The following is a 12,937-nucleotide window of genomic DNA, read 5'->3' as shown; positions in this document are numbered from 1 at the left end:
TCTTCAGTTCCTGACAGGGCCTGCGCCGGGAATCGGATCATTGCCGCGGCCACGCAGCAAGGCTTCGGGGTTCGATTGCAGGAAGTCAGCCAGTGCGCGCAGTGAACGCGCCGCGCGGCTCAGCTCCTGCATCGCCTTTTCGGTATTGACCGGCAGGGACGCGTCCGAGGCCAGCATGGCATTGATGTTCGCCATGGACTCCTTGGCCTGCTTCAGCATGCTCTGCGCTTCCGGCGCCACCTGCTTGTCCAGGCGGTTCATCAGCTTGGACGTGCTGGCCAGCGTCGTCCGCAGGTCTTCGCCAATCTTGTCGAACGGAATCTTCTCGATCTTGGCGACGATATTGCTGACCTGCTGCTGCAACTGATCCAGGTTGCCCGGGATGGTCGGAATGATCGCCGGGTCGGACGGCTTGAAATCCACCGGCTTGGCATTCGGGAAATCATCCAGCACCACGTACAGCTGGCCCGTCAGCAGGTTCGACGTGCGCAACTGTGCGCGCAGGCCGTGCTTGATCATCACGCCCAGCAGGCGGGTGCCGGCCACGTCGCCGTCCTTCACTGCCCGGTCGCGCACTTCTTCGTACACGCGGCCCAGGCGTTCCGGGTACAGCGTCGCGTCCACCAGCGAATAGAAGCGCTTGGAGACCGGATCGAAGTCCAGGTTGATCTGCGTCACGTTGCCCAGCGTAATGCCGCTGAAGTCGATCGGCGCGCCCACCGCCAAGCCGCGGATCGATTGGTCAAAACGCATGCGGATCGGGAAGGCCTCGCCGTCCGGGTTGGCCTTGGCGGCCGACTCGGTGGGATACAGGTCGAAATGGGCATCGGCAGGTGCCGGCGAGGTGCCGTCGCGCGCACTCTGGACGGGCTCGAACGCCACGCCGCCCACCGCCATGGACACCAGCGACTGCGTGCGCACCTTCAGGCCGTCTGCATTCACGCTGAAGTCCACGCCGCTGGCATTCCAGAAGCGCGTGCCGTTGGTCACGAACTTGTCGTTGGGCGCATCCACAAACACTTCGACATTCACGGCGCCGCCCGTCTTGTCCAGCGCATAGCCGATCACGCGGCCCACATTGATGCGGCGGAAGTAGACGGGTGACCCGATGTCCAGCGAACCCAGATCCGAGGCCTTGAGCATGAAGCGCTTGCCGGCGCGGTCATGCGTGACCGCCGGCGGAATCTCCAGCCCTTCGAAGTTGAGCTTGGTGGCCTTGCTGCTGGATCCGTTCTTGCCCTCGACCGCGTCCACGCCGATGTAGGCGCCCGACAACAACGTGCCCAGGCCCGACACCCCGCTGACATCCAGCCGCGGCCGGACCACCCAGAAATTGGTGCCTTCGCGCGCCAGGTCCGCCACTTCCTTGGCCAGTTCGGCCTGCACGACCACCTTGCTGCGGTCGCTGTTGAAGCCGATGGACTTCACCGTGCCGATGTTCACGTCCTTGTAGCGCAGCTGGGTCTTGCCCACTTCCAGCCCTTCGGCCGTATTGAATGAAATGGAGATGTCCGGGCCGGCCTGCATCCACGTGCGCACGACCAGCGATATGCCCATCAGCGCCGCCACGATCGGCACCAGCCAGATCCATGAAATCCGGCTCTTTTGCTTGCGCGAGATGGTCGGCGATTGGTACTTCTTTTCGTCACCGGATCCAGGAGCTTGGTCGGACATCAATTTTCCTTTTTTCTTCTTAAGCGGCGAACCACGGGTGTTGCTAGCCCACTTCTTTGCTTGTTACAGGTGCCACGTGAGACGGCGGGGTCTGCGGCGCTTGCTCGGGGCGGGTCCGGCCCTCGACCTCAGGCATATCGATCTCGCTTTCGCCTGCCAGATCCCAACTGCGTCGCAGATCGAAGCTCATGGCCGCCAACATGGTCAGGATCACCACCACGCCAAAGGCCGCGGCGCCCGCGCCGGCGCTGATTTCCATCAGTCCCTGAAAATCGGCCAGCGCCGCCAGCAATATAACGACAAAAACGTCCAGCATCGACCATTGGCCGATGAACTCGACCATTTGATACAAGCGGGTACGCGGCCGCAGATTGGTGGTGCTGCGCCATTGCTCGGTCAGCAGCAGCAGGATCAGCGCCAGCAGCTTGGTCAGCGGCACGGCCACGCTGGCGATGAAGACGATCAGCGCGATGTCCCAGGACCCCATCTGCCAGAGCTCCACCACGCCGCCCAGGATGGTGTGGGCGCTGTCGCCCAGCACGGAACTGACCTGCATGACGGGCAGCACGTTGGCGGGAATGTAGAAGACGACCGCCGCCAGCAGCAGCGCCCAGGTGCGGGCCAGGTGGTCCGGCTTGCGGTAATGCACGACGGCTTCGCAGCGCACGCAATGGTGTTCTTCTTCGGGGTCCGCGTCGCGCGGCAGGGCCTGGACCTGCCCGCAGACATGGCAGCCGGCCAGCACCGTGTCAGGGCTGCTTTCGGGGATATGGACGGGTGCGACGCCTGCGGATTCCGCGAAACGCCACAGCACATGCGGCGACAGGCGCCCCAGCATCGTCAGGAAGATGGTCAGCACGCCGAAGGCGCCCAGCCCGATGCCGGGTGACACCGCGGCCATGCCGGCCAGCTTCACCACCGCCACCAGCACGCCCAACAGGAACACGGGCACCATGCACCAGGGCCGCAGCACGCCCAGCAGACGCATTGCGCCCCGGAATCCCGCGGGTTCGCGCCCTTGCGACAAGGGGCCCAGCACCCAGAGCAGCACCGTCAATTGCAGGAGCGGCAGCGCAAAACCAGCCAGGCCGGTCATGATGGCGACCACCCAATGGCCCTGGCGCCAGGTGATGGAAATGGCGTCCAGCAACGACGCCTGCTGCACCATGCCCTGAACGGACATGGAAGCGACCGGGTAGGCGTTGGCCACCCCGAAGATGATCAGGGCAGAGATGGCGAGGGCCAGCCAATTGGACAAAGTAAGCCCGCTGTAGCGCCAGAGTATGGCTCCGCAGCGGGCGCAATTGGCAGTCTCGCCAGGTTCAAGCTGATGTCGGCGATAAACGCTTGCGCAATGTTCGCACTCGATCAGCGGCTGGCGGTCCGCGGTCATCAATCGATCAGTTCGACTTCCTGCTTGTCCGGCGCATCCGACGAAGGCGGCTTGCCGCTGTCGTCGAAGTCCAGCGTCACCTTGCCCGCATCGTCCAGGTCGACCGTGACCGACCCCCCGTCGACCAGCTTGCCGAACAGCAGTTCGTCGGCCAGCGCGCGGCGGATGGTGTCCTGGATGAGACGTTGCATGGGACGTGCGCCCATGAGCGGATCGAACCCCTCCTTGGCAAGGTGTTCGCGCAGTTTCGTGGTGAACACGGCTTCCACGCGGCGCTCATGCAGCTGGTCTTCCAGTTGCATGAGGAACTTGTCCACCACGCGCAGGATGACCTCGCGGTCCAACGCGGCAAACGGAATGATCGCATCAAGGCGGTTGCGGAATTCCGGCGTGAACATGCGGCGAATTTCCGCCATTTCGTCGCCCAGCATCCGCGAATTGGCAAACCCGATCGACGGGCGATTCAAGGTTTCGGCGCCCGCATTCGTCGTCATGATCAGGATGACGTTGCGGAAGTCCGCCTTGCGGCCGTTGTTATCGGTCAGCGTGCCGTGGTCCATGACCTGCAGCAGGATGTTGAACACATCCGGATGCGCCTTTTCGATTTCATCCAGCAGCAGCACGCAATGCGGCTGCTTCGTGATGGCTTCGGTCAAGAGGCCGCCCTGGTCGAACCCCACGTATCCCGGCGGCGCACCGATCAGGCGCGACACCGCATGGCGTTCCATGTATTCCGACATGTCGAAACGCAGCAGCTCGACACCCAGCGTGAACGCCAGTTGGCGTGCCACTTCGGTCTTGCCCACGCCCGTGGGACCCGACAGCAGGAATGCGCCGATCGGCTTTTCCGGCTTGCCCAGACCCGAGCGCGCCATCTTGATGGCGGCAGCCAGCGCATCGATGGCGCCGTCCTGGCCGAACACGACCGTCTTCAGGTCGCGGTCCAGCGTCGCCAGCTTGCTGCGGTCGTCGTTGGAGACGGACTGCGGCGGAATACGGGCGATCTTGGAGACAATGTTCTCGATGTCCACCTTGCCGATCACCTTCTTCTGGCGCGAACGCGGCAGCAGGCGCTGTGCCGCGCCGGCCTCGTCGATCACGTCGATGGCCTTGTCGGGCAGGTGACGGTCATTGATGAAGCGCGCGGACAACTCGGCGGCGGCCGACAAGGCGGCAGCCGAATAGCGCACGCTGTGGTGTTCTTCGAAGCGGCTCTTGAGCCCGCGCAGGATCTGCACGGTCTGCTCGACGCTGGGTTCGGGCACATCGATCTTCTGGAACCGGCGCGACAGCGCGTGGTCCTTTTCGAACACGCCGCGATACTCCGTATACGTGGTGGCGCCAATGCACTTGAGCTGCCCGGATGACAAAGCGGGCTTCAACAGGTTGGACGCATCCAGCGTGCCGCCCGAGGCCGAACCGGCGCCGATCAGCGTATGGATTTCGTCGATGAACAGGATCGCATCGGGGTTGCCGCGGATCTGCTTGAGCACGCCCTTCAGACGCTGTTCGAAATCGCCGCGGTACTTGGTGCCGGCCAGCAACGCGCCCATGTCCAGCGAAAAGACCTGGGCGGCCTGCAGGATTTCGGGCACTTCGCCGCGCGTGATGCGCCACGCCAGGCCTTCGGCGATGGCGGTCTTGCCCACGCCGGCCTCGCCGACCAGCAGCGGGTTGTTCTTGCGGCGGCGGCACAACACCTGGATCACGCGCTCGACTTCGTGCTCGCGTCCGATCAGGGGATCGATGCGGCCCGCCAGCGCAGCGGCGTTCAGGTCGGTGGCGTACTGATCCAGCGGCGACTGACGCGATTCGCCCTGCTCTTCACCATTGGTCTGCTGCTCTTTCTGCACGGCGGCGGACTCCACCTGGGGCTGTTTGGTAATGCCATGCGACAGGAAATTGACCACATCCAGCCGTGTCACGCCCTGCTGTTGCAGGTAATACACAGCATGGGAGTCCTTTTCGCCAAAAATGGCCACCAGCACGTTTGCGCCGGTGACCGGTTTCTTGCCGGTGCCGCCTGCGGAAACATGCATGATTGCGCGCTGGATCACGCGCTGGAAGCCCAGCGTCGGCTGCGTGTCGACCTCGGCGCCGCTCGGGATCACGGGCGTGTTCTCCGAGACGAACTGACGCAGGTTGCGGCGCAAGTCGTCCAGGTTCGCCGCGCAAGCGCGAAGGACCTCGACTGCCGAAGCGTTATCGAGCAGTGCCAACAGCAGGTGCTCGACGGTAATAAATTCGTGCCGGGCCGAACGGGCCTCGACGAAAGCCATATGCAGGCTGACTTCAAGCTCTTGAGAAATCACGCTTCCTCCGTATTGCATCGAAGCGGTCAAATACACGATTCATATTCTATGCCGATCATGGCGTAACGCCAGCGATTTCAAAAACCACGCTGTCGTGACGGCCTTGTGTGTCCATGACGGTAAGCGTATACCGGCCGTCTTGCGCCAGCACCAATTTAAACGGATGACTCGACGCGCCGTGATTCACCACGCGCCCATCAAGCATCCACCATACTTCGCCTTCAGCGCCCTGCACATCCACATCCAGCGCCACCTGCCGACTTCCGGGCACGGGCCGCAGCACCGATCCCTTGGCCACGCCGCCCAGGCGCAATGGCCCCTGCGTGGCGTCGGCGTAGCCGGCAAAAGACGGCGGCGCCGTATCATTCAGCAGCCAGGCCGCGCGCTGTTCGGGGCATTCCCCCGAGGGCACGCTGCCCAGTCTGTAACCCAAGGGCCAGCACGTGACTGCCGCCTGCACCGTTTCGGGCCGGCTACGCACCTGCTGCACCCCTTCCGGCAACGCCTGCACAATGTCCTGCAGTAGCGGTGCCGCCACATTCGCCCCGAAAAACCCGGGGTTCGGTGTGCCATCCGGCCTGCCGACCCAGACGCCAAGCGTCCATCTGTCGGTCACCCCGATCGCCCAGGCGTCCCGAAAGCCGAAGCTGGTCCCGGTTTTCCAGGCCAGCCGCCGGGCCGGGCTACCCGACTGGTAGAAAGGCCGGTCGGGATGCCCCCCGCCTTCCAGAATATCGCGGACGATCCAGGCGGCTCCAGCACTCATCATACGGGACTCGATCCGCGGCTGCTCCGCGCGCAAACGCGGCCGGCCGGAGATCCCGCCCCGGGCCAACGCCCGATAAGCGCCGACCAGTTCTTCCAATGTGGTGCCACCCCCGCCCAAAATCAAGCTCAAATTCGGTTCGGCACCGGCGGGCAAACGTAACCGGACCCCGCCAGCCAGCATAACCGAGGCGAAACTGACGGGGCCGACGCGGTCCAGCAGGTCCACGGCCGGCACGTTCAACGACCGCTGCAGCGCCTGCGACACGCTGATCGGCCCGGAAAACGCCGCCTGGAAATTACCCGGCGCGTAGCCGCCGAACGACATCGGCGCGTCGATCAGCAGGCTTTCGGAATGGATCAAGCCTTCATCCAGCGCCTGCGCATACAAAAACGGCTTCAGAGTAGAACCCGGCGAACGCACGCCGCGCACCATATCCACATGGGCGTAACGGGTATCGTCGGAAAAATCGGCGGATCCGGCGTAGGCCTTGACCTCAAGCGTATCGTTGTCCATGACCAGCACCGCCATCGACACCTTGGGCGGCAGGCCGTCGACGCGGTCCAGCAACATACGTTCCACCGCAGCCTGCATGTCGGCGTCCAGCGTGGAAGCAACCAGCGGCGGGCGCTCGCCCGGCCGGCGCTTGGCGGACTTGCCGCCCGCTTCCTGCAACAGGCGCTGAGCGGCCAGCGGCGCCAGCCAGCGCGCCCGCAACGGCGGCGCGATCACGGTTTCGATCTTGGCGTCGGCGACTTCCGCCGGCGTCCACCGGCCCAATTCGGCCATGCGGTCTAGCACCTTGTCGCGGGCCGTCTGCGCCGCCTCGGGATGGCGGTCTGGGCGCAGGCGCGACGGCGCCTGGGGCAAGGCGGTCAGCATGGCGGCTTCGGCCGGGCTCAGGTCGCGGGCAGGCTTGCCCAACCACAGGCGCGACCCCATCTCCACGCCTTCCACAATGCCGCCCATTGGCGCATGCGTCAGATACAAGGACAGGATTTCGTCCTTGCTGTAGTGCATTTCCAGCTGCACGGCGCGCCACGCCTGGCGCAATTTCGCGGACATCGACCGCGACGGCTTACCTGCCAGTTGCGGATCGATCAGGCGTGCGACCTGCATGGTCAACGTGGACCCGCCCGACACGATGCGCCGGTTGGTGGCCCATTGCCAACCCGCGCGCGCCAGCGCGACCGGATTCACCCCGGGGTGCCAGTAGAACCAGCGGTCCTCATAGGTCAGCAAGGTATCCAGATAGCTGGGCGACACCTGGTCCGGCTTGACCGGATAACGCCAGATCCCGTCGCGGCTGGGGTAGTTGCGCAGCGGCGTGCCGTCGGCGGCGACGACAACCGCCGCCCCGCCGGAGTCGATGGCGGGAAGCGGATACAGGCGGTCCAGCACGAATAACAACGCGGCCAGCGCAAACAACACGCTGGCCGCGATGATGCCGCGCCGCCGCCAGCGACGGGCGCGCTGGGCGCCCGTCGCGGGGGTGGCGGCGGCGGTCAAGGACGCTTGGCGCCGCGATCGCGGATGTCGACCGTGCTCCACTGCTCACCCACGCCACGGATTTCCGGACGGTACATATCCTCGGCCACCGTCGACGGCACCGCGAAGCGGCCCGGCGTCACGACGCGCACCAGATAAAACACGTCCACCTTGCCGCGGCCGAGAGACACGGCGGCCACGTAACGGTCGTCTCGGAACTCGCGATGCTTGATGTTGGAATCGGACATGGCTTCGGCCACGCGGCGTCCGCCAATCGTCCATTCCTGCATCTCGGGGCTTTGCGACAGGTTCAGGTTCTCGACTTCGAAGCCCGCGGGCACGCGGTCCTCGATCAGGGCATCGGGGATGCTCTGGTTGGCCGATGCCTGCAGCCACACCACCAGCATGTCGCCGGTCTGCAGCGTGCCGCCATCCCACGGCTTGCCGTCCGGACGGTACCAGCCGCGCTTCAACTGAATCACGTCATTGCGCGGCTTGGGCGCAACCGTCGGGCTGCCCTGGATGTCGTACTCGACAAACAGCGATTGCGAACCGGTGTTGACCAGTTGCGTATTGGCCAGGTCCGCGGCCGACAGCGCCACCGTCTGGTCGCTCTTGCCGCCATCCAGCGGCTTGTGCGCGCCGTTGACCGTCAGCGAGGCTTCCCACGGAGTGCCCTTGTCGCCGCCGATCGCACGCGCGGCCAGCAACAGCGACATCCGTTCCTGCGTCGACAGGTACGAGCGGTTGCCCAGGCGGGCGGTCAACTGCGTCAGCAGGTTTTCCAGGCGCTCGTGCTTCAAGCCGTACTGGTTGGCCAGCGCATACGCCAGCGAGTAATCACGCACGCTGCTGCCGTAGTCGCCCAGCCATTCGTCGTAATAGGCGTTGTAGTTGCGGCGCGGGAACCCGTACTCGCGCGTCATGGCGGCGTCCAGCGCGGACTTCATGCGCCCTTCGTCACCCATCAGCTTGAATGCGGCGGCCAGCTGGATCAGCGGCAGCGGCGAACGCGCGCGTTCCTGGTAGTTGTCGAACAGTTGGCGGACCGTCGACAACGGCGCCTTCTTGTCGCGGGCCAACGCCAGCACTGCAGTCGCCAGGCCGGCGAAACGGCGATGGTCTTCACGCAGGATGTTGGCGTCGTTGCCGTCGATGCGGCCTGCCTCGACGTTGCGGCGCAGGTTCACGGACCAGGTGCCGAAGCTGTTCGACGTCTGCTGCACTTGCTCCAGCAGCCACTGGCGCGAACGGTCCAGCGTGGCTTCCGGCACTTCGAAGCCCTTGTCGCGCGCATCTTGCAGGAAGCCCACGGCATAAGCCGTCAGCCAGACGTCGCGGGACGTCGACCCGCTCCACAGGTTGTAGGAACCCACGGCGTTGCGCATGCCCGACAGGCGGGCGATCGCGCCCGAGACCTGGGTGGCGCGCTCCGTCTGCGAGCGCGGCTTCAGGCCGAACTGCTTGGCGACGTCTTCGTCGATCAGCACCCACGGCAAGGCACGGCTGATGGTCTGCTCGGTGCACCCGTACGGATAGGCAAGCAGGCCTTCGACCAGGCGGTTGACGTTGAACGGCGGACGGTTCGACACCGTCATGCTGATCAAGGCCGAATCCGGATAGTACGAAGACACCCACGACGCCTGCGGCGTGTTCGACTCGCCCGGGTTCAGGCGCAGGCGGCGCACCTGGCGTTCGCCCGCATAGGCCGGCTGCACCTGCAAGACGGATTCGCGCACGATATGCACGGGCTTGCCGCCCCCCTGGCCGTCGACGGTCAGGCGCATCAGGCCCAAACCGTACGAGCCGGTGGTGGTAGCGTTAAAGCGCAGGGTCGTGCGTTGCTTGTCCTTCAGCGTCAACGTGCGCACGCCATCCGGAATCGCCAGGGGGTCCAGCGCTTCCAGCTTGACCGTGATCTTCTGTTCGGCGCCGCTCAGGTTGGTCACATCCAGCGCAATCGCCGCCTGGTCGCCCGGGGTGATGAAACGCGGGGTGTTCAGTTCCGCCACGATCGGCGCCGCCACCACCATTTCGGTGTCGGTGCTGCCGTAGTTGTCGGCCGTGAAGGCCACGGCCATCAGGCGCAGCGTGCCGTTGAAATCAGGCAGGTCCAGCGGAATGTCCGCTTCGCCCTGCGCGTTCAGCGTTACCGGGCCCGAGAACAGGTCGACCAGCTTGACCTTCTTCGGCAGGCTCTTGCTGTCGCCGCGCATGGCGGCGTCACCGCCCCACTTCAACTTGCCCTTGGTGCCGTCCATCTTTTCGATCAGCTTGCCGTACATGTCCAGCAATTCGGGCGCGTAACGGTGCTTGCCGAAGAAGAAGTCCAGCGGATCGGGCGTGGCGTATTGGTTGATGTTCAGGATCCCGACGTCCACGGCCGACAGGGTCACCGTGGCCTGCTTGCCATGAGCGCCGTCCACCTTGACGCGCACGGTCGTCTTGTTTTCCGGCACGGCCTTGGGCGGCGCGGTCAGCTTGACGTCCAGTTTGCGGTCGGCGCTGGCGATCGGCAGGAACGCCAGGCCCAGCGCACGCGCCGGGGTCACGCGGTCGCCTTCGCTGCCCGGGCGGAACACGGCGGCAGCCACGTACAGGTCGTGACGCTTCCAGTCCTTGCTGATTGGGATTTCGACTTGGGTGCCCGTCGCCTTCACGGCAACCCAGGTGGACCACAGCATGCGGTCGCCTTCGACCGTCACCAGGGCCTGGCCGTCATGCGGCGGGGTCAGCGTCACCTTGACGGTGTCACCCGGCTTGGCCGGCACGCCTTCAAGCTTCATCTGGACGCGGTCCGGACGGTTGCCCATCGCATCGGCGTCCTGCGCGTTCCAGCCCGCATAGAAGCGGTAACGCATCGTCTCGCCCGTTTCCGGGTCGGTCAGTTCCAGGCGATAACGGCCCCACTTGACCGGCACGGTCAGTTGGGTGCGGTCGGTCAGCGCGATCTCGCGCGAATCGAGCAGTTCGTCGGTTTCGGTATAGCCGCTGTTCCAGCCGCGCTGGTCATCGAAACGCCAGTAGTACTGGCGCTCTTCGCGGAACAGGCGCATCTGGGCCTGGGCCAGCGGTTCGAGCTTGCCTTGGGCGTTTGCGCGGATCACTTCAAACGTGGCGGGCGCGCCTTCGCGGGCCACGTCACTGTCGAATTGCGGACGCACGCCGATCAGCTTGTCGGCGGGCCAGACGCTGCGTTCGATGGAACGCACCACCGGACGGCCGCCGGATTCCAGCAGACTGGCCGATACCCGCAGCTTCATGGGCGAATGCGTGCCGGCGGTGCTGGAAGGCACTTCCAGCTGCGCATAGCCCTTGTCATCCAGCGCCGCTTCCGGCAGTTCGCCGAACGAGCGGCGCGAATCGTCAGCCACGTCACCGAAGATGAAGCCCGGCCATTGCTGGGCCAACGCAAAGCGGTCGCGCTTGACCTGGAAGGTCGACAACAGCCGATTGCCGGCGGCCGGCGCCCCGTACAGGTAGTCGCCCTGCACGTCGACCGTCAGGTCGTCGCCGACCGACAGCACTTCCTGTTCGGAGGTCAGCGCCATCTTCATGCGCTCGGGCAGGAATTCTTCGACCTGGAACTTCCACGACGCGTCCGGCGCGCGCGAGGCGGGATCCACCCGCAGCTCAAGCAGCCACGAACCGGTCTGCGCATCCAGCGGCAGCTCGATCGAACGTTCTACGTAACCCACCAGATCTTTCTTGGGCTGCCACAAGGTGGTCTGCACCACGCGGCCGTCAGGGCGCTTGATCGTGGCGGTGAGCGGCGCGGGGGTCAGCACGCGGCCGTCCAGGTCGCGCGGCAGCACCGACACGTTGAACGTTTCGCCGGGGCGGTATAGATTGCGGCCCGCGTAGACGAACAGGTTGTTCGGGCGCGAGGTATGGCCGCCCGTGTCGAATTCCGACAGATCCAGAGCGGGCTCGGCCAGCGCCAGAACGGTCATTTCCTTGTCGCGCGACGCGCGGATGACGCGCGCATTGGTGAAGCTGCCTTCGAAACGGACATGGCCCTGCGAATCGGCGGCGGCCTTGGCCAGCGACTTGCCGGCGCCGTCCACCAATTCAAACGTGGCGCCCGAAATGGCCTGGCCCGTCTTCAACGACACGGAATAGGCTTCGATGCGATCGCTGTAGCGGCGCGCATGCAGGCCGATGTCGCTCACGTAGAAATACGTGACCTGGTATTCGTAGCGGAAACGGCCGGGCTGGCTCATGACCGCGATGTAGATGCCGGGCTCTTGCAGTTCCTTCACGCCTTCGACCGGCAGGAACGTCACATGGCGGCGGTTGGGCTTGTCGTCTGTCAGGAAACGGCCTTGATAGACGCTGGTCGTCAGCGAATTCAGGCGGTCCAGGTCCCAGTTGCTGACCGAGCCCTTCAGGCTGCGGTTGTCCGAATAGCGCCAGCCGTCTTCTTCGTCGTAGCCGCCTTCTTCATCGTTGGACTCGGCAGCGGTGTTGCGGCCGATGCCCAGAACGGTTTCGAACAGCTCCGGCACACGGTCCGGGGCCACGCGCAGGAACTGCACGTCCACTTCGGACACATTGACCGTCGCCACGGGCAGGCCGCCATTCTGGCCGGCCGGCAGCACAACGCCGCGGCTGGCGAAGTAGAACGACGGCGGCATGGCCTGGGTATCGACCTCGCAGTTCGACGATTCGGCCAGCACGACCTTGTCGCCCACGCCGGGCAGACCCGAACGCACCGTGATCGCATACTTGCGCTGCGGCTGGATGTACGGGAAATACACCATCCGCGGATTCTCGCCCACGACCCAGTTGCCCTTGACGATCTTGCCCTTGGGCGCGGCGTCGCCCGGCTTCACAGAAGCCGGCTGGTCGTTCGGGGACGCGGCGGATTCGCTGTCCTGGTCGTCCTTGCCGGACGTGGAACCGATGTCGGTCACCTGAAGGAAGCTATCCAGGTTTGCCTTGCCGTCCACGGGTTGCGTGAACGTGACGGAGAGCGACAGCGTGTCGTTATATTGACGCGGCTGGCAGGTCAGTGCCGCGAAGGGGTCAGCCGCCCCGACCACCGCGCTGGCCGGCAGCGCCGGTTTGCCATCGCCGGAAGCCGCAGCTGGCGTATTCGCCGCCGGAGAGGTTGCGGCGGGTACGGGTGAAGGCGCGGCCGCTTGGCGGTCCTTGCCCATCCACCAGCCCGCGCCGATGGCCCCTGCCAAAACCACAACGCCGGCTACCGCCAGCCATGTCTTGCTGATCTTTCCACTCACGGCAAACCCCTCCGCCTTACTCAAATTCAATGCTCCTTTGCGGCGGAGCTGCCGACCAACT

The 12,937-nt window shown here is 65.1% G+C and carries 5 protein-coding genes; all 5 read right to left on the bottom strand.

The window, feature by feature from the left end; translation table 11 throughout:
* Positions 1 to 3: 3 nt before the first annotated feature.
* The 5 genes from AC3WMU_RS02335 to AC3WMU_RS02315 are packed head-to-tail and all read right to left on the bottom strand — an operon-like array spanning position 4 to position 12,876.
* Complete coding sequence (locus tag AC3WMU_RS02335; protein ID WP_488703867.1) at positions 4 to 1,674, bottom strand: PqiB family protein; 1,671 nt, start codon at positions 1,672 to 1,674, stop codon at positions 4 to 6.
* 43 nt (positions 1,675 to 1,717) lie between these two features.
* Complete coding sequence (locus tag AC3WMU_RS02330; RefSeq protein WP_488703868.1) at positions 1,718 to 3,067, bottom strand: paraquat-inducible protein A; 1,350 nt, start codon at positions 3,065 to 3,067, stop codon at positions 1,718 to 1,720.
* On the bottom strand, positions 3,067 to 5,379 hold the full coding sequence (clpA, locus tag AC3WMU_RS02325) for an ATP-dependent Clp protease ATP-binding subunit ClpA (protein WP_006227890.1): 2,313 nt from the start codon (positions 5,377 to 5,379) through the stop codon (positions 3,067 to 3,069). Before clpA ends, AC3WMU_RS02330 begins: the two co-directional genes overlap by 1 nt.
* A 55-nt stretch (positions 5,380 to 5,434) precedes the next feature.
* On the bottom strand, positions 5,435 to 7,654 hold the full coding sequence (pbpC, locus tag AC3WMU_RS02320; RefSeq protein ID WP_390882136.1) for a penicillin-binding protein 1C: 2,220 nt from the start codon (positions 7,652 to 7,654) through the stop codon (positions 5,435 to 5,437).
* Positions 7,651 to 12,876 (bottom strand): alpha-2-macroglobulin family protein, encoded by a 5,226-nt coding sequence (locus AC3WMU_RS02315; RefSeq protein ID WP_492281744.1) that lies wholly within the window; start codon positions 12,874 to 12,876, stop codon positions 7,651 to 7,653. Before AC3WMU_RS02315 ends, pbpC begins: the two co-directional genes overlap by 4 nt.
* Between the last annotated feature and the right edge of the window lie 61 nt (positions 12,877 to 12,937).

The organism is Achromobacter sp. FW305-C-13, from assembly GCF_058783475.1.
This window is presented reverse-complemented; position numbering and strand designations above follow the sequence as displayed.

Bases quoted from the DNA above. Each gene is read 5' to 3' on its own strand.
- AC3WMU_RS02335 (WP_488703867.1), bottom strand. From the start codon at position 1,674: ATGTCCGACCAAGCTCCTGGATCCGGTGACGAAAAGAAGTACCAATCG.
- AC3WMU_RS02330 (WP_488703868.1), bottom strand. From the start codon at position 3,067: ATGACCGCGGACCGCCAGCCGCTGATCGAGTGCGAACATTGCGCAAGC.